Below are 17,477 nucleotides of genomic sequence, written 5' to 3'. Positions count from 1 at the left end.
TGAGCCGTTGTGCAGAAGCCGTGCGCCGCCTGTGAAGCCGGGCGGCTCCCGATAACGACTCGTACAAGCTCTCGTCGTCCGTGCAACCTTTCGGCCACCTCCGCGAGTCAAGGGGTGCATGACTTCTGGGATATCCCGCCGCGCGCGAGTGCTGGCAGCGGCCGTGGGTACCGGCGTGCTCGTACCGCTCACGGCCGCCGCCACGCCCGCCTCCGCCGCCACTCCGGCCGTGACCTGCACGTCGGCCAAGGCCGGGCTGGCCACCAAGCTGACGAAGGACATCACCGCCGCGCTGGCCACCCGCAAGGGCACGGTCGCCGTCGGCCTCTACGACCGCAGCACCAACACCACCTGCACTCTGCGCGCGAGCTCCGCCTACGACTCGGCCAGCGTCGTCAAGGTCACCGTCCTCGCCACGCTGCTGTGGGACGCGAAGAAGTCGAACCGGTACCTCACCGACCGCGAGAACACCCTCGCCAAGGCGATGATCACCAAGTCGGACAACGCGGCGACCTCCACCCTGTGGAGGCAGCTCGGCATGACGAAGATCAAGAACTTCCTCGCGGCCGCCGGCATGACGCAGACCAAGCCCGGCGCCAACGGCTACTGGGGCCTGACCCAGATCACCGTCACCGACGAGCAGAAGCTGCTGAAGCTCCTCACCGCCAAGAACGCGGTTCTGAGCGACAACTCCCGGGCCTACATCCTCAAGCTGATGGGCCAGGTCGTGTCGTCCCAGCGCTGGGGCACGCCGTACGGAGTGCCCTCGGGTGTCACGGTGGCCGTCAAGAACGGCTGGCTGCAGCGCTCCACCAACGGGTGGCGGGTGCACAGCGTCGGCGCGTTCAAGGGCGGCGGCCACGACTACGTGATGACCGTGCTGACCCACGGCAACAGCACGATGAACTACGGCATCGCCACCATCCAGGCCGTGGCCAAGGTCATCCACAAGGACCTGGCGGCGAGCTGACCGGGTCCGGCCCGCCCCTCACCGCGCCGCCCACGACACTCGAACAGGAATCGAAAACGTTACGGCGGGATGAAAACGGCTCCCGATCGCGTTGGTGCCTTCCGGCAGAGCAGGACGACTGGAAGGTACCGGCGTGACACCGAAACGGGGATGGGCACGACGACTGTGGGCCTACGCGTGGCGCCACCCGAAGGACGTCGTACTCGCCCTCGGCTCCTCACTGGCCGGCATGGCCGTCATGGCCCTCGTCCCGCTGATCACCAAGGTGATCATCGACGACGTCATCAGCGAGCACACCCGGTCCATGACCACCTGGGCCGGCCTCCTGATCGCCGCCGCCCTGGTCGTCTACGTCCTCACCTACATCCGCCGCTACTACGGCGGCCGCCTCGCCCTCGACGTCCAGCACGACCTGCGGACGGAGATGTACGGCACGATCACCCGGCTCGACGGCCGCCGCCAGGACGAGCTGTCCACCGGCCAGGTCGTCGGCCGCGCCACCAGCGACCTCCAGCTGATCCAGGGCCTGCTCTTCATGCTCCCGATGACCATCGGGAACTTCATGCTCTTCCTGATCTCCCTGGTGATCATGGCGTGGCTGTCCGTGCCGCTCACCCTGGTCGCGCTGGCCGTCGCCCCCGCCCTGTGGTGGATCGCCAAGCGCAGCCGCACCCGGCTGCACCCCTCCACCTGGTACGCCCAGGCCCAGGCCGCCGCCGTCGCGGGCGTGGTCGACGGTGCCGTCAGCGGCGTACGCGTGGTGAAGGGCTTCGGCCAGGAGGAACAGGAGACCGGCAAGCTCCGCGAGGTCGGCCGCCGCCTGTTCGCGGGGCGGCTGCGCACCATCCGCCTGAACTCGGTCTACACCCCGGCCCTACAGGCCGTCCCCGCGCTCGGCCAGGTCGCGATGCTGGCCCTCGGCGGCTGGCTCGCGGTGCGCGGGCACATCACGCTCGGCACGTTCGTCGCCTTCTCCACCTACCTCGCCCAGCTGGTCGGCCCGGTCCGCATGCTCGCGGTGGTGCTCACCGTCGGCCAGCAGGCCCGGGCCGGCACCGAGCGCGTCCTGGAGCTGATCGACACCGAGCCGTCGATCGAGGACGGCCACAAGGACCTGCCCGCCGACGCCCCCGCGACGGTCGAGTTCGACGACGTCTCCTTCGGCTACGACGACGGCCACCCGGTCCTCGACGGTCTGAGCTTCGAGATCCGCCCGGGCGAGACCCTCGCCGTCGTCGGCTCCTCCGGCTCCGGCAAGTCCACCGTCTCCCTGCTGCTGCCGCGCTTCTACGACGTCAGCCGCGGAGCCGTCCTGATCGGCGGCCACGACGTGCGCGAGCTGTCCCTGGAGTCCCTGCGGGCGGCGATCGGCCTGGTCCCGGAGGACTCGTTCCTCTTCTCCGACACGGTCCGCAACAACATCGCCTACGGCCGCCCGGACGCCACCTTCGAGGAGATCGAGAAGGCCGCCCGCGCCGCCCAGGCGGACCGTTTCATCACCGAGCTGCCCGAGGGCTACGACACCACCGTCGGCGAGCACGGCCTCACCCTCTCCGGCGGACAGCGCCAGCGCGTCGCCCTCGCCCGCGCCATCCTCAGCGACCCGCGCCTGCTGGTCCTGGACGACGCCACCTCCGCCGTGGACGCGCGCGTCGAGCACGAGATCCACGAGGCACTGAAGGGCGTCATGCGGGGCCGCACCACCCTGCTGATCGCCCACCGCCGCTCCACTTTGAACCTCGCCGACCGCATCGCCGTCCTGGACGGCGGCCGCCTCGCCGACCTCGGCACCCACGAGGAGCTCCAGGAGCGGTCCGCCCTCTACCGTCGCCTGCTCACCGACCCCGACGAGCTGGGCGCGGTCTCCCCCGGCCACACCCAGCCGGCCTGCCCCCAGGAGGACACCTCCGTCCGGGACGAGCTGGACGCCGAGTTCGACGCCGAGCGCGGGGTCACCCCGCGGCTGTGGACCGGCGACCGCGAGCGCAAGGACACCGCCCTCGCGGAGAGCCCCGCCACCCCCGAGCTGCTCGCCCAGGTCGAGGCGCTGCCCCCGGCCACCGACGTCCCCGACGTCGACGAGGCGAAGGCCGTCCAGCCGGAGGACTCCTACGGCCTGCGCCGGCTGCTGCGCGGCTTCGGGCTGCCGCTGCTGATCAGCCTCGCCCTGGTGGCCACCGACGCCGGCATGGGCCTGCTGCTGCCGGTGCTGATCCGGCACGGCATCGACTCGGGCGTCACCGAGGCCGCACTCGGCGCCGTGTGGGCGGCGGCCCTGCTGGGGCTGCTGACGGTCGTCGTGCAGTGGGCGGCCCAGATCGGCGAGACCCGGATGACCGGGCGCACCGGCGAGCGCGTCCTGTACTCGCTCCGGCTGAAGATCTTCGCCCAGCTGCAGCGGCTGGGGCTCGACTACTACGAGCGCGAGCTGACCGGCCGGATCATGACCCGCATGACGACCGACGTCGACGCGCTGTCGACGTTCCTGCAGACGGGCCTGGTCACGGCCTTCGTCTCGGTCGTCACCTTCTTCGGGATCATGGTCGCGCTGCTGGTGATCGACGTGCAGCTCGCGCTGGTCGTCTTCGCGACGCTGCCGCCGCTGATCATCGCCACGTTCTTCTTCCGCCGGGCGAGCGTGAAGGCCTACGAGCTGGCCCGCGAGCGCGTGTCGGTGGTCAACGCCGACCTCCAGGAGTCGGTCTCCGGGCTGCGGATCGTGCAGGCCTTCCGGCGCGAGCGGGACGGCGGGCGGCGGTTCACCGAGCGCAGCGCCGACTACCGTGCGGCCCGCATCCGGGGCCAGTGGCTGATCTCGGTGTACTTCCCGTTCGTGCAGTTCCTGTCGTCGGTGGCCGCCGCGGCCGTGCTGATCGTGGGCGGGGCCCGGGTCGACGACGGGACCCTCGCCATCGGCTCGCTGGTGGCGTACCTGCTCTACATCGACCTGTTCTTCGCGCCCGTGCAGCAGCTCTCCCAGGTCTTCGACGGCTACCAGCAGGCGACCGTGTCGCTGGGCCGCATCCAGGAGCTGCTCAGGGAGCCGACGTCGACGAAGTCCGCCGACGAACCCCGGGAGGTGCTGTCGCTGCGCGGTGACATCGCCTTCGAGGACGTGCACTTCGCCTACGGGACCGACGAAGAGGCCCTCGGCGGGGTCGACCTGCGCATCCCGGCCGGACAGACCGTCGCCTTCGTCGGCGAGACCGGCGCGGGCAAGTCGACCCTCGTCAAGCTCGTGGCCCGCTTCTACGACCCCACCGGCGGCCGGGTCACCGTCGACGGCACCGACCTGCGGGCCCTCGACCTCACCTCGTACCGGCACCGGCTGGGGGTCGTCCCGCAGGAGGCGTACCTCTTCCAGGGCACCGTCCGCGACGCCATCGCCTACGGCCGCCCCGACGCCACCGACGCCGAGGTCGAGGCGGCGGCCCGCGCGGTCGGCGCGCACGACATGATCGCCACCCTGGAGGGCGGCTACCTCCACGAGGTCGCCGAGCGCGGCCGCAACCTGTCCGCCGGGCAGCGCCAGCTGATCGCCCTGGCCCGCGCCGAGCTGGTCGACCCGGACGTCCTGCTGCTCGACGAGGCCACGGCCGCCCTGGACCTGGCCACGGAGGCCCAGGTCAACCAGGCCACCGACCGGCTGGCCGGCCGCCGCACCACCCTCGTCGTCGCCCACCGTCTGACCACCGCAGCCCGCGCCGACCGGGTCGTCGTCATGGACCACGGCCGGGTCGCCGAGGACGGCACGCACGACGAGCTGCTCGCGCGCGGCGGGCGGTACGCGGAGCTGTGGCGGACGTTCATCGGCGCGGCCGAGCCGGAGGAGCCGGTCGGCGCGTCCCGCTGAGAGCGGTGAGCGCGCTTTCATAACGCTCGTGCAACCGTCCGACATACGTCATGCGTCCGTACAGATGTACGCCGATGGTCGCAAGGGGACGCGGTACGGGAGGACGACAGTGCACAGTGGAGCGATACGCCGGCGGCTGGCGCTCGGGCTGGCCGTGCTGACCGCCTCCGGGCTGCTCGCCGTCGCGGCCCCGGGCGAGGCACAGGCCGCGACGTACGCGCTCTGCCCGGGGCGCAAGGTCCGCACCCTGCCGTTCTCCACCGGGACCGTGCTCGTCTACAAGCGCGGCGGCTACGTCTGCGCCGTCACCCTCACCAAGAAGCCCGGCGCCAGGCGCACGATGTCGGTGAGCGTGCAGGCGCGCGGCAACCGGCCGGTCGTGGACCAGGGCACGTACGCCCACCACGCGGGCCCGGTGATCGTGCACGCCGGGCGCCGCTGCGTCTGGCTCAAGGGCCGGGTCGGCCGGGGGAAGTTCAGCTCCGGCTGGATCCTGTGCTGACCGAGGCTCCATTCCGTGCGCGCGGAGAACACGTCGACTTCACTGCCGGACAAGCATCGTCTGCACGAACCGGTAACTTCTGCGAGCGAGGGCCCGGCAGCAACTGACGGGCCCGCGCACTGTCTTCAGAGGAGTGGGTCATGGGTTCGCAGATGGAGACATTCGGTTTCGGTGTGCCGTGGGAGTCGTTGTACGGCTACAGCCAGGCCACCCGGGTCGGTGACACGGTCTACGTGTCGGGACAGTTGTCCCATGACCGCGACGGCAACTTCGTGGGCGCAGGCGACTTCGAACTGCAGGTCCGCACCACGCTGGAGAATTTGGACCTGGTGCTGCGGGAGTTCGGGGCCGAGCGTAGCCAGACAGCGGAGACCACGGTGCTGGTGAGAAACCTGCGGGATAACTTCGACACGACAGCGCGTCTCCACGCCGAGTACTTCGGGGAGCACCGGCCTGCCGGCACGGTCATGGGTGTTTCCGACCTGGCGCTGCCGGACCAGCTCGTGGAGATCGGCGCGCTCGTGCGTCTCGACGCACACCCCTAGGCAGGCGCACACAGGGTTTTCCCCATGTCCCCTGGTGCTCCGGTGAGTTGGTCCGCTAGCTTCCGGCGCACATCTGTCTCACAGGGGAGTGCGCATGCGCAAGGCGCTCAGATGGCTGCTGGCGCTCACGGTGCTCATAGGCACACTGGGCACGGCGGGAGCGGCCACCGCCGCCGACGCCGCCGGCACCACCGACATCAAGGAGAGACTGCTCTCCATACCGGGCATGAGCCTGGTGGAGGAGAAGCCGTACACCGGCTACCGCTTCTTCGTCCTGAACTACACGCAGCCGGTCGACCACCACAAGCCCTCCAAGGGCACGTTCCAGCAGCGCATCACCGTGCTGCACAAGGACGTCTCGCGCCCGACGGTGTTCTTCACCAGCGGCTACAACGTCTCCACGACGCCCCGCCGCAGCGAGCCCACCCAGATCGTGGACGGCAACCAGGTCTCCCTGGAGTACCGCTTCTTCACCCCGTCCCGGCCCGCCCCGGCGGACTGGTCCAAGCTGGACATCTGGCAGGCCGCCAGCGACCAGCACCGCGTCTTCAAGGCGCTGAAGGGCATCTACGGCAAGAAGTGGATCTCCACGGGCGGCTCCAAGGGCGGCATGACCGCCACCTACTACGAGCGCTTCTACCCGCGGGACATGGACGGCGTCGTCGCCTACGTCGCCCCCAACGACGTGGTGAACAACGAGGACTCGGCCTACGACCGCTTCTTCGCCCGTGTGGGCACCAAGGAGTGCCGCGACCGGCTGAACGCCGTGCAGCGCGAGGCGCTGGTGCGCCGCGAGCCGCTGGAGAAGAAGTACGCGGCCTACGCCGAGGAGAACGGCCTCACCTTCACCACCATCGGCAGCCTGGACAAGGCCTACGAGGCCACCGTCCTCGACTACGTGTGGGGCTTCTGGCAGTACAGCCTGCTGTCCGACTGCGACCAGATCCCGGCCGACGCCAAGAACGCCACCGACGACGAGATCTGGGACTCCGTCGACACGATCGCCGGCTTCTCCGCCTACGCCGACCAGGGCCTGACCACCTACACGCCGTACTACTACCAGGCCGGCACCCAGCTCGGCGCGCCCACCATCCACTTCCCGCACGTCGAGAAGCAGTACATCCGCTACGGCTACCAGCCGCCCCGCAACTTCGTCCCCCGGGACATCCCCATGAGGTTCCAGCCGCAGGCGATGCGGGACATCGACACCTGGGTCCGGCACAACGCCCGCCGCATGCTGTTCGTCAACGGGCAGAACGACCCGTGGAGCGCGGAGCCGTTCCGCGTCGGCAAGGGCGCGAAGGACTCCTACGTCTTCACCGCCCCCGGCATGAACCACGGCGCCAACGTCGCGGGTCTCGTGCCCGAGCAGAAGGCCCTCGCCACCGCCCGCATCCTCGACTGGGCCGGCGTCGCCCCCGGCGCGGTGCAGGCCGACCCGCAGGCGGCCAAGCCGCTGGCGAAGTTCGACGCCAAGCTCGACAAGCGGGACGTGCAGCGTGAGATGACGCTGCGCCCGTAAGGCACCCGCGTGCCGCAGCGCCCGGCCGCTCACAGCGGCCGGGCGCACCCCACGGGCCGCTTCCCGCCCAGCCGGACGTACAGGGCCGTCGGGCCGGGGCAGTCGGCCCGCTCGGCGACCGCCCGGACCACCTTGTACTGCGGCCGTCGTTCGCCCGTGCCGTCGCAGGCGGTCTCGCGCACCTGCCCTTCGCCGGAGTCGTAGACGCAGTCGCCGACGATCGTGCGGGGTCCGCCCCCGCCGCCCGGGTCACCCGGGTGCGGCGGCTGGAGGTTGCGCATACAGGCGTAGCCCTGCGGGACCACCCCGTCGCCGTCCTCGTCGGACGCGGACCGCTGTTCGCTGATGTGCAGCACGAAGTCGGTGTCCGACGGGCAGCGCGGCCCGTCCCGCACCGTGCCGTCGTGCCGCGCCGCGACCCGGGCCGCCGCCCGCTCACCGGTGCACGGCACCTCGGTGAAGCTCGTCGTACCGAACGAGGAGCACTCGCCGACCGCGAGGAACACCGCCCCGTACCCGGCGGGCCGGGTGGGCACCGGCGACGCCGTGGCGGTCCTGCCGGCCGCCGGTCCGCCCAGCCGGCCGTCCTCCGCCACGCCTCCCGACGGACTCTGGCAGCCGGTCAGCAGCGCGCCGATCAGGACCAGGAGCCCGCAGACCACCCCCACAAGACTTCGCTGACGCATCGCCGACCCCCCGAGTGTGCTCGCCCAGCGTGACCCGCCGTAGCGGGCACACGCCAGGCACACTGGACGGTTTGCGCACGTTGGGGGTGGTGCGCACGGTTTTTGGCGTACGTCTAGTACGACAGCCCGTAGCCGATGGGGTACAGCACCTGTTCCGGATCATCCGCCCGTTGCACCGGCACCGGCAGCTTCCCGCGCGGCCTCACCCGCCCGGCGATCACCCGTGCGACGGCCCGCAGTTCGACGTCGGTCCAGGAGTAGGCGGCCAGACAGGCCCGCACGGACGGCAGCCGGGCCACGTCGTACGGATTGCGGATCGCCACCGCCACGACCGGCCTCCCGGTCGCCACCAACTGCTCCACCAGCGTCTTCTGGCTGCTGCTCGCGGTGACGTTGTAGGTGGCGGCCACCACCGCGTCCGCCTCCAGCGCCGCCGCGACCGCCTTGGCGATGGTCGCGGCGGACGGGGCCGTGCCGGTCGACAGGGCCGTGGCGGTGAAGCCGAGTTCGCCCAGCGCGCCGGCGAGCACGCCCGTGGGCGGGCCGGTCGTGCCCGACGGCGAGGCCGGATCAGCGCCGACCACCAGTAGCGTGGGGTGCCGGCGCCGCGACAGGGGCAGCAGCCGTCCCTCGTTGACGAGCAGTGTGGTCGTGCGCTCGGCGATCTGGTCGGCCGCGGCCCGATGCGCCCGGGTCCCGACGGTCCGGTCCACCCCGTCGTGGCTCACGTACGGCGAACGGAACAGTCCGAGACCGGACTTCAGCCGCAGCACCCGCAGGATCGATGCGTCGAGCCGGGCCTCCGTGAGCTCGCCCTCGCGTACGGCCGTCAGGACGGCGTTCCACGCGAGGTCCAGGTCGGGCGGGTTGAGGAGCTGGTCCACGCCCGCCTTCAGCGCGAGCACCGGCACCCGGGCGTCGCCGTACTTGGTCCGTACGCCCTCCATGCCGAGGGAGTCGGTGACCACGACCCCGTCGTAGCCGAGGCGTTCGCGCAGGATGCCGGTGATGATCGGGCGGGAGAGGGTGGCCGGGTCGCCGGAGTCGTCGAGGGCCGGGACCATCAGGTGCGCGGTCATGATCGAGTCGATGCCGGCGGCGATCGCCGCCCGGAACGGCGGCGCGTCGAGCCTCTCCCACAGCTCCCGGCTGTGCGTGATGGTGGGGAAGCCGGTGTGGCTGTCGACGTTGGTGTCCCCGTGCCCGGGGAAATGCTTGGCGGTCGCGGCGACCCCGGACCTCTGGTACCCGGAGACCTCGGCCGCCACCAGCGCGGACACGGCCAGCGGATCGGCGCCGAACGACCGTACGCCGATGACCGGGTTGGCCGGGTTGACGTTCACGTCGGCCACGGGGGAGTAGTCCTGCCGGATGCCCATCGCCCGCAGCTCGGCGCCCGCGATCCGCCCGAGGGTGCGCGCATCGGAGCGTGACCCGCCCGCGCCCACGGCCATGGCGCCCGGGAACAGCGTCGCGGGCTCGCCCACGCGGGCGACGATGCCGTGCTCCTGGTCGGTGGAGATGAGCACCGGCAGCCCGCGGGGCAGTTCGAGGGAGGCCTTCTGGATGCCGTTGGACAGCTCGGCGATCTGGTGCGGGTCGCGGGTGTTGTGCGCCCAGGTGAAGTAGATGATGCCGCCGACCCGGTACTTCCCCACCAGCTCGGCCGCCGTGCGGACCCCGATCTCCTTGAGGTTGGCGTCGATGTCGGCCTGGTCGGGGGCGGTGGCCGAGTGGCCGTAGACCCGCATGACGAAGAGCTGGCCGACCTTCTCCTGGAGCGTCATGCGGGAGATGGCGGCTCGCAGTCGGCGGTCGTCCGGGGCGGCCTGCGCGGGCCCGGGGGCCGCGAGGGCGGCGGTGACGCCGGCCGTGGCGGCGAGGACGGTACGTCTGGAGGGCTGAGCGGTGTTTCCCGTGCTTCCCGTGCCGGTGTCGTGCACGTGCGCCCCTTCCGGAGGTGATCCGCTCGGATCCACTGAAGGAAACTTCCAAGAAGTCACGAATATCCGGGAAGTTTCTGCCAGTCAAGACAACGCGCAGCAACCGCGGAAGGGGCCGCCACCGGCGCGGTGGAGGGGGGTGCGCCGATGGCGGCGGGTGCCGCCGGCCGCGGTACGGCGGAGAGGGTGGTCGGCGATCGCAGCCAGTGGCGAGGGCCGACACCGCACCGTGGTGACTCTCCGGAGGCCTGCGATGGGACGGGGCCGGTCCGCTCCGGGTTCCCGGCTCGGCCCGGATTTCCGCAAGTCGGGACGCAGGGGGAAGCAGCAGGTCAACGGGGCGGATGAGCCGCCACGTCCGGCCACTGCTCACCGAGCACCCGTACGGTTTCCGCGATGGCCGGACGCCGGGCCGCCCCCGTCCGCCACAGCGCGTACAGCCGCCGCACCGGCATCGGGTCGAGCGGCACCTCCACCACGCCGGCGGGCAGCGGACCGCGCCCCAGCCGGGGGATGAGCGCGACCCCGAGCCCGGCCGCGACCAGGGCGACGAGGGTGGGATTCTCGTCGGCCTGGTGGACGATGTCCGGCTCGTGCCCGGCCGTGCGCAGCGTCCGCAGCAGCCAGTCGTGGCAGACCCGCCCCGGCGGCTGGCAGATCCACCGCTCCCCGCCCAGCTCCTCCCGTCGTACGGCGGCCCGCCCGGCGAAGGGGTGCCCCTCGGGGACGAGCAGATCGCACAGGTCGTTCCCGATGACCGCCTGCTCCAGGCCCGGCGGGGCGGGCAGCGGCGCGATGTCCCAGTCGTGCGCGACGGCGAGGTCGACGGCCCCCTTCGCCACCAGGTCGACGGACAGGTGCGGGTCGACCTCCGAGAGCCGGGCGTCCAGGGCGGGATGCCGGCGGCCCAGCTCGGCCAGCACCCCCGGCATCAGTCCACGTGCCGCCGACGCGAACGCGGCGACGGTCAGCCGCCCCGAAGGCCGGCCCCGACGCTCCTCCAGCTCGGTCTCGGCGCGCTCCACGATGGCCAGCAACTCCTGCGCGGCCGACACCAGTTGACGGGCCTCGTCGGTGAGCCGGACACCCCGCCCCTCCCGCTCCAGCAGAACGGTCCGGGTCTCCCGCTCCAGCTTGGCGATCTGCTGGGACACCGCGGAGGGCGTGTACCCGAGCGCGAGCGCGGCGGCGCCGACCGTGCCGTGCACGGAGACGGCGTGCAGGGCACGCAGTCGCTGGAGGTCGAGCACGGGGTGCCCCTTTCCGTCGAGCGGGCCGCTCCGGTATTTGCTAAGCGCCGCTTCATCCAACCATGCAGCAATCATCGCTGGTGCTTCACGGTCGCCCGGGGTGATGCTCACGGCATGCGCCCGTCACACCTCGCTCTCGCCGTCCTGGTCGCCGCCGTCTGGGGCGTCAACTTCACGGTCATCGAGATCGGCCTGGACCACTTCCCGCCCCTGCTCTTCTCCGCCCTGCGCTTCCTCGCGGCGGCGCTCCCGGCGGTGTTCCTCGTGGGCCGCCCGAAGGTGGCGTGGAAGTGGATCGTGGCGGTCGGCCTGGTCCTCGGCGTGGCGAAGTTCGGCCTGCTCTTCGTCGGCATGGACGCGGGCATGCCGGCCGGCCTGTCCTCCCTGGTCCTGCAGATCCAGGCGGTGTTCACGGCGGCCGTCGCGGCCCTGACCCTGGGCGAACGGCCCTCCCGCGTCCGTCTGCTGGGCATGCTGATCGCCCTGGCCGGCATCGCCGTGGCGGCCGTGGACGAGGGCACCTCCGGCCCGCTCGGCGCGTTCGCCCTGGTCGTCGGGGCGGCGGCGTGCTGGGGCGCGTCGAACGTCCTCACCCGCAAGGCGTCCCCGCCCGACGCCCTGAACTTCATGGTCTGGGTCAGCACGGTCCCGGTCCTGCCCCTGCTGGCCCTCTCCCTCCTCACGGAGGGCCCCACACGCGACCTGGCGGCCCTGCGCGCCCTGGACTGGCAGGGCGCGGGCACCGTCCTCTACGTCGCCTGGATCACCACCGTCTTCGGTTTCGGCGCGTGGGGTTTCCTCCTGCGCCACCACCCCGCCTCCACGGTGGCCCCGTTCTCCCTGCTGGTCCCGGTCTTCGGCATGTCGTCGGCGTTCCTGTTCCTGGGCGAGCCGGTGAGCCCGCTGCGGTGGTGCGCGGCGGCGCTTCTGGTGGGCGGGGTGGGACTGGCGTCCCTCACCCCGCGCCGCGCCGCACCGCAGGCGACTTCGGACCCGACGGCGGCGGTCCCTAGGACGCCTCGACCAGCATCCCGGGCGGGCTGACGTGGAACGTGCGGGCCCGTACGCCGAAGCCGGTGTCGTCGTCCGGGTGGCTGTCGTCGTCCCAGGTGATCAGCACGCTTTCGGGGCCGTTGCCGAAGGCCGTCGCGGCGCAGGTGTGGGACCGCCGCCCGGGGTCCGCCGTGCTGACCCGCACCGGGTCACCGAGTGAACCCTGGCTCTCCGAGCAGACCTTGGCCATCACCGTGGGCACGGTGTCGTGCGTGTCCGCGCTCTCCTCGACCCACGCCATCAGGAAGCGTCCGTTCGGCAGCCGGGACAGGGCCGGGGAGCTCCGGGTGACGCCCCTGGGGTTCCCGGCCGTGATGTCGAAGGTCTCCGTGCCGTCCGGCTGGAAGATGCTCGCCGCCACCGTCGTCTGCGGTTTGCCCAGGCCGGGCCCCGCGGGGCCAGGGCAGGCCGCCTGACCCCGGGGGGGAGGCGGGTCCGGGGCAGGCCGCCTGGCCCCGGGGCGCGGGTCCGAGGCAAGCCATCTGACCCCGCGGCGCGTGGGTCCGGACAAGGCACTTGGCGCCAGGCACGCGGGCCCGGACGTGCCGCTGCCCCACCTCCCTGGTCGGCGGGGCGGGGCAGCGGCCTGGCGGGGAGCCGGGTCAGCGGGTGTGCTCGGTGAACCTCTTCGCCGTCTCGGCCAGGACCTCCTGGCCGTCACGTGCCCACAGGACGTCGTTGAACAGCTCCACCTCGATGGGGCCCGTGTAGCCGGCCGCCTCGACGTGGTCCTGCCACTCCCGCATGTCGATCGACCCGTCACCGATCTGGCCGCGGCCGGTGAGGACGCCCTCCGGGAGAGGAGTCGTCCAGTCGGCGAGCTGGAAGGAGTGGATGCGGCCGCCCGCACCGGCCCGGGCGATCTGCGCGGGCGCGGTGTCGTCCCACCAGATGTGGTACGTGTCGACCGTGACACCGACCTGGTCCGCCGGGAAGCGCTCGGCGAGGTCCAGGGCCTGCGCCAGGGTCGACACCACGCAGCGGTCCGAGGCGTACATGGGGTGCAGCGGCTCGATGGCCAGGCGGACGCCGTGCCGCTGCGCGTACGGGCCCAGTTCCGCCAGGGCGTCGGCGATGCGCTCGCGGGCGCCGTGCAGGTCCTTGGAGCCCGCGGGGAGACCGCCCGAGACCAGGACCAGCGTGTCCGTGCCCAGCGTCGCCGCCTCGTCGATCGCGCGGCGGTTGTCGGCCAGGGCCTGCGCACGCTCCTGCGGGTCGATCGCCGTGAAGAACCCGCCCCGGCACAACGTCGTCACCGTCAGCCCGGCGTCCCGCACCAGCTTCGCCGTGGCCTCCAGGCCGTGCGCCTGCACCGGCTCGCGCCAGAGCCCCACGTTGCGGATGCCCAGCCGGGCGCAGCCGTCGGCCAGTTCCGGCAGCGACAGCTGCTTCACCGTCATCTGATTGATGGAGAAGCGCTCCAGCGACCCGCTCACTGGTTCACCCCGTACACGCTCAGCAGCGTCTTCATCCGTTCCTCCGCGAGCTTCGGGTCGGGAAACAGCCCGAGCCCGTCGGCCAGTTCGTACGCCGTCGCGAAGTGCGGCAGCGAGCGTGCCGACTGGAGGCCGCCGACCATCGTGAAGTGCGTCTGGTGGCCCGCCAGCCAGGCCAGGAAGACCACGCCCGTCTTGTAGAAGCGGGTCGGGGTCTGGAACAGGTGCCGGGAGAGCCCGACCGTGGGGTCGAGCAGATCGCGGAAGCCCCGCACGTCGCCCGTGTCCAGGACCCGGACCGCCTGCGCCGCCAGCGGTCCCAGCGGGTCGAAGATGCCGAGCAGCGCGTGGCTGAAGCCCTGCTCGTCGCCCGCGATCAGCTCGGGGTAGTTGAAGTCGTCGCCCGTGTAGCAGCGCACGCCCTGCGGGAGCCGGCGGCGGATGTCGATCTCCCGCCGGGCGTCCAGCAGGGAGACCTTGATGCCGTCGACCTTGTCGGGGTGGGCGGCGATCACGTCCAGGAACGTGTCCGTCGCCGCGTCCAGGTCGGCCGAGCCCCAGTAGCCCTCCAGGGCCGGGTCGAACATCGGGCCCAGCCAGTGCAGGACAACCGGCTCGGCGGCCTGGCGCAGCAGGTGGCCGTAGACCTCCAGGTAGTCCTCCGGCCCGGAGGACGCCGCCGCGAGCGCCCGGGACGCCATCAGGATGGCCTGCGCGCCGGACTCCTCGACGAGGGCGAGCTGCTCCTCGTAGGCCGCGCGGACCTCCGCGAGGGAGTCGGAGGCGATCTGGTCGGTGCCGACTCCGCACGCGATCCGGCCGCCGACCGCCCTCGCCTCGGCGGCGCTGCGGCGGATCAGCTCGGCCGCGCCCGCCCAGTCCAGGCCCATGCCGCGCTGGGCGGTGTCCATGGCCTCGGCGACACCCAGCCCGTGGGACCACAGATGGCGGCGGAAGGCGAGGGTGGCGTCCCAGTCGACCGCGGCGGGCGAGTCGGGGGAGACGTCCGCGAACGGGTCGGCGACGACGTGCGCCGCCGAGAAGACCGTGCGGGAGGTGAAGGGCGTGCCGGGGGTCACGGCCAGGGGCTCGGTGCGGGGCTCGTAGGTCCGCAACGCCCCGTCGGCACCGGGAAGTCGGATGGTCACAGCGAGATCTCCGGCACGTCGAGACGGCGGCCCTCCGCCGAGGACTTCAGGCCCAGCTCGGCGAGCTGCACACCGCGGGCACCGGCCAGCAGGTCCCAGTGGTAGGGGGCGTCGGCGTAGACGTGCTTGAGGAACAGCTCCCACTGGGCCTTGAAGCCGTTGTCGAACTCGGTGTTGTCCGGGACCTCCTGCCACTGGTCGCGGAAGACCTCCGTGGCGGGGATGTCCGGGTTCCAGACCGGCTTGGGGGTGGCGCTGCGGTGCTGGACGCGGCAGTTGCGCAGGCCCGCGACCGCGGAGCCCTCGGTGCCGTCGACCTGGAACTCCACCAGCTCGTCGCGGTTGACGCGGACGGCCCAGGAGGAGTTGATCTGGGCGATCGCGCCGCCCTCCAGCTCGAAGACACCGTAGGCGGCGTCGTCGGCCGTCGCGTCGTAGGGCTTGCCGTTCTCGTCCCAGCGCTGCGGGATGTGCGTGGCGGTGAGCGCCTGGACGGACCTCACCCGGCCGAACAGCTCGTGCAGCACGTACTCCCAGTGCGGGAACATGTCGACGACGATGCCGCCGCCGTCCTCGGCCCGGTAGTTCCAGGACGGGCGCTGGGCGGTCTGCCAGTCGCCCTCGAAGACCCAGTAGCCGAACTCGCCGCGGATCGAGAGGATCCGGCCGAAGAAGCCGCCGTCGATGAGGCGCTTCAGCTTCAGCAGGCCCGGGAGGAAGAGCTTGTCCTGGACGACGCCGTGCTTGATGCCGGCCTCGTTCGCCAGCCGGGCGAGGTCCAGGGCGCCGTCGAGGCCGGTGGCGGTGGGCTTCTCGGTGTAGATGTGCTTGCCGGCCGCGATGGCCTTCTTCAGGGCGTCCTCGCGGGCGGAGGTGACCTGCGCGTCGAAGTAGATGTCGACCGTCTCGTCGGCGAGGACCGCGTCCAGGTCCGTGGAGACGTGCTCAAGACCGTGCTGCTCGGCCAGGGCCTTCAGCGCGTGCTCACGGCGGCCGACCAGGATCGGCTCGGGCCACAGCACGGTGCCGTCGCCGAGGTCGAGGCCGCCCTGTTCGCGGAGGGCGAGGATGGAGCGGACCAGGTGCTGGCGGTAGCCCATGCGCCCGGTCACACCGTTCATGGCGATACGCACCGTCTTGCGTGTCACGTCGTTCCCTTCGTACGCGGTCGTCGCGCCGCGTACGCCTCACCTTTCACAGGCGGCCCGTCGAGTCGGCCGTGGACTGGTGAGCGATGCAGCAAGCGCTTTCTATACAGGAAGAAGCTAGCCTCTGAACCGCGGTCCGGACAAGACCGTGACCAGGACGAGTTGTTCGAGGGGGCGAACAACAGGGGGTCGGGGGCTTAAGGTCTGCTCGGAACCATGGCCATGGGTTCGTCGGGGCAGCGGCGCTCTACCTGCTGTTCCGCTCGGAACCATGGCCGGTGGTCTGGGTGTGTACGAGGGCGGAGACGAGATGCGCGACCGGAGGACGACGAGATGACGGTGACCCTGGCGGATGTGGCGGCCCGCGCACAGGTCTCACCCGCGACGGTGTCGCGCGTGCTGAACGGGAACTACCCCGTGGCGGCCTCCACCCGCGAGCGGGTGCTGAAGGCCGTGGACGAGCTGGACTACGTGCTCAACGGGCCCGCGAGTGCCCTCGCCGCCGCCACCTCCGACCTGGTCGGAATCCTGGTGAACGACATCGCCGACCCCTTCTTCGGGATCATGGCGAGCGCGATCCAGGGCGAGATCGGCGGGCCGGGCGGCCGTGCGGGCGGGGAGAGACTCGCGGTCGTCTGCAACACGGGCGGCTCTCCCGAGCGGGAGCTGACGTACCTCACACTGCTGCAGCGGCAGCGGGCGGCGGCCGTGGTGCTGACCGGCGGGGCGATCGAGGACGCGCCGCACAAGGCGGCCATGGACGCGAAGGTGCGCAAGCTGACCGACGCGGGGACACGGGTCGTGCTGTGCGGGCGGCCGCAGGCGCCGGACACCGGGGCGATCGCGCTGACCTTCGACAACCGCGGCGGCGGACAGGAGCTGACCGAGCACCTCATCGGGCTCGGGCACCGGCGGCTCGGGTACATCGCCGGCCCGGAGGAGCGGACGACCACACGGCACCGGCTGGAGGGCCACCGGGCCGCGCTGGCCGCGCACGGCATCGAGGAGGACCCGCGGTGGACGGTGCACGGACGCTACGACCGGCGCTCCGGGTACGAGGCCACGCTGGAGCTGATGCGGCGTGACCCGTCGCTGACGGCGGTCGTCGCGGCGAACGACTCCGTGGCCCTGGGCGCGTGCGCCGCGCTGCGGGACTCGGGGCTGCGGATCCCGGAGGACGTGTCGGTGGCGGGCTTCGACGACCTGCCGTTCAGCATCGACGCGGTGCCCTCGCTGACGACGGTGCGGCTGCCGCTGGCCGAGGCCGGGGCCCGCGCCGGGCGGATCGCGATGGGGCGCGAGGAGGCACCGCCCGGGGGGATCGCGTCGGTGCGGGGGGAGTTGATGGTGCGCGGGTCCTCCGGGGTGCCGCGGGCCTCCTGAGGGCACTGCCGTCCTGGCCTTGCCGGGGCTGCGGCCCC

The 17,477-nt window shown here is 72.0% G+C and carries 14 protein-coding genes; 7 read left to right on the top strand and 7 right to left on the bottom strand.

The genetic code is table 11. The features are described 5' to 3' along the window. The first annotated feature begins 118 nt into the window (after window positions 1–118). From AB0F04_RS05995 to AB0F04_RS05975, 5 genes are all read left to right on the top strand, one after another. A complete protein-coding gene (locus tag AB0F04_RS05995) occupies window positions 119–970 on the top strand; it encodes a serine hydrolase (RefSeq protein WP_362038218.1) in 852 nt (283 codons plus the stop codon). A gap of 133 nt (window positions 971–1,103) precedes the next feature. Further along, window positions 1,104–4,823: an ABC transporter ATP-binding protein gene (locus AB0F04_RS05990; RefSeq protein ID WP_362038216.1), complete on the top strand. Its 3,720-nt coding sequence runs from the start codon at window positions 1,104–1,106 to the stop codon at window positions 4,821–4,823. Between the two features lie 109 nt (window positions 4,824–4,932). Next, window positions 4,933–5,325 (top strand): hypothetical protein, encoded by a 393-nt coding sequence (locus AB0F04_RS05985; RefSeq protein ID WP_362038214.1) that lies wholly within the window; start codon window positions 4,933–4,935, stop codon window positions 5,323–5,325. Between the two features lie 140 nt (window positions 5,326–5,465). Continuing rightward, on the top strand, window positions 5,466–5,870 hold the full coding sequence (locus tag AB0F04_RS05980; RefSeq protein WP_362038212.1) for a Rid family hydrolase: 405 nt from the start codon (window positions 5,466–5,468) through the stop codon (window positions 5,868–5,870). A 94-nt stretch (window positions 5,871–5,964) separates the two neighbouring features. Then, window positions 5,965–7,392: a S28 family serine protease gene (locus tag AB0F04_RS05975; RefSeq protein WP_362038209.1), complete on the top strand. Its 1,428-nt coding sequence runs from the start codon at window positions 5,965–5,967 to the stop codon at window positions 7,390–7,392. A 29-nt stretch (window positions 7,393–7,421) separates the two neighbouring features. Here the strand turns inward: AB0F04_RS05975 and AB0F04_RS05970 are convergent, their stop codons facing one another. The 3 genes from AB0F04_RS05970 to AB0F04_RS05960 all read right to left on the bottom strand — a co-directional run bounded on the left by AB0F04_RS05970 (window position 7,422) and on the right by AB0F04_RS05960 (window position 11,271). Beyond that, complete coding sequence (locus tag AB0F04_RS05970) at window positions 7,422–8,078, bottom strand: hypothetical protein (RefSeq protein WP_362038207.1); 657 nt, start codon at window positions 8,076–8,078, stop codon at window positions 7,422–7,424. A gap of 113 nt (window positions 8,079–8,191) precedes the next feature. Further along, window positions 8,192–10,021, bottom strand: a complete 1,830-nt coding sequence (locus AB0F04_RS05965; RefSeq protein WP_362038205.1) for a glycoside hydrolase family 3 protein — start codon at window positions 10,019–10,021, stop codon at window positions 8,192–8,194. Between the two features lie 332 nt (window positions 10,022–10,353). Next, window positions 10,354–11,271 (bottom strand): LysR family transcriptional regulator, encoded by a 918-nt coding sequence (locus tag AB0F04_RS05960; protein WP_362038203.1) that lies wholly within the window; start codon window positions 11,269–11,271, stop codon window positions 10,354–10,356. Between the two features lie 114 nt (window positions 11,272–11,385). Here AB0F04_RS05960 and AB0F04_RS05955 point away from each other — a divergent pair, with 114 nt between their 5' ends. Continuing rightward, window positions 11,386–12,315, top strand: a complete 930-nt coding sequence (locus AB0F04_RS05955; RefSeq protein WP_362038200.1) for an EamA family transporter — start codon at window positions 11,386–11,388, stop codon at window positions 12,313–12,315. On the opposite strand, the gene AB0F04_RS05950 is transcribed toward AB0F04_RS05955, so the two are convergent. The 4 genes from AB0F04_RS05950 to AB0F04_RS05935 form a co-directional block, all read right to left on the bottom strand. Further along, window positions 12,281–12,685 (bottom strand): hypothetical protein, encoded by a 405-nt coding sequence (locus tag AB0F04_RS05950; RefSeq protein ID WP_362038198.1) that lies wholly within the window; start codon window positions 12,683–12,685, stop codon window positions 12,281–12,283. The genes AB0F04_RS05955 and AB0F04_RS05950 overlap by 35 nt on opposite strands. 241 nt (window positions 12,686–12,926) lie before the next feature. Then, window positions 12,927–13,724, bottom strand: a complete 798-nt coding sequence (locus tag AB0F04_RS05945; RefSeq protein ID WP_362038682.1) for a sugar phosphate isomerase/epimerase family protein — start codon at window positions 13,722–13,724, stop codon at window positions 12,927–12,929. 32 nt (window positions 13,725–13,756) lie between these two features. Next, window positions 13,757–14,908 carry a dihydrodipicolinate synthase family protein gene (locus tag AB0F04_RS05940; protein ID WP_362038196.1) on the bottom strand — a complete coding sequence of 384 codons (1,152 nt, stop codon included), beginning with the start codon at window positions 14,906–14,908 and terminating at the stop codon, window positions 13,757–13,759. Beyond that, window positions 14,905–16,056, bottom strand: a complete 1,152-nt coding sequence (locus AB0F04_RS05935; protein ID WP_362038194.1) for a Gfo/Idh/MocA family oxidoreductase — start codon at window positions 16,054–16,056, stop codon at window positions 14,905–14,907. Before AB0F04_RS05935 ends, AB0F04_RS05940 begins: the two co-directional genes overlap by 4 nt. A gap of 333 nt (window positions 16,057–16,389) precedes the next feature. Here AB0F04_RS05935 and AB0F04_RS05930 point away from each other — a divergent pair, with 333 nt between their 5' ends. Then, window positions 16,390–17,439 (top strand): LacI family DNA-binding transcriptional regulator, encoded by a 1,050-nt coding sequence (locus AB0F04_RS05930; protein ID WP_362038191.1) that lies wholly within the window; start codon window positions 16,390–16,392, stop codon window positions 17,437–17,439. Window positions 17,440–17,477 lie beyond the last annotated feature (38 nt).

This window comes from Streptomyces sp. NPDC029041 (genome assembly GCF_040637515.1).
In the GTDB taxonomy this organism is placed as follows: domain Bacteria; phylum Actinomycetota; class Actinomycetes; order Streptomycetales; family Streptomycetaceae; genus Streptomyces.
Note: the sequence above shows the minus strand (reverse complement) of the source record. Positions and strands in the feature narration are given on the sequence as shown.

Excerpts from the sequence above, each read along its gene's own strand:
- AB0F04_RS05955 (WP_362038200.1), top strand. The coding sequence starts at position 11,386 with ATGCGCCCGTCACACCTCGCTCTCGCCGTCCTGGTCGCCGCCGTCTGG.
- AB0F04_RS05980 (WP_362038212.1), top strand. The coding sequence starts at position 5,466 with ATGGGTTCGCAGATGGAGACATTCGGTTTCGGTGTGCCGTGGGAGTCG.
- AB0F04_RS05995 (WP_362038218.1), top strand. The coding sequence starts at position 119 with ATGACTTCTGGGATATCCCGCCGCGCGCGAGTGCTGGCAGCGGCCGTG.
- AB0F04_RS05945 (WP_362038682.1), bottom strand. The coding sequence starts at position 13,724 with ATGACGGTGAAGCAGCTGTCGCTGCCGGAACTGGCCGACGGCTGCGCC.
- AB0F04_RS05975 (WP_362038209.1), top strand. The coding sequence starts at position 5,965 with ATGCGCAAGGCGCTCAGATGGCTGCTGGCGCTCACGGTGCTCATAGGC.
- AB0F04_RS05970 (WP_362038207.1), bottom strand. The coding sequence starts at position 8,078 with ATGCGTCAGCGAAGTCTTGTGGGGGTGGTCTGCGGGCTCCTGGTCCTG.
- AB0F04_RS05930 (WP_362038191.1), top strand. The coding sequence starts at position 16,390 with ATGACGGTGACCCTGGCGGATGTGGCGGCCCGCGCACAGGTCTCACCC.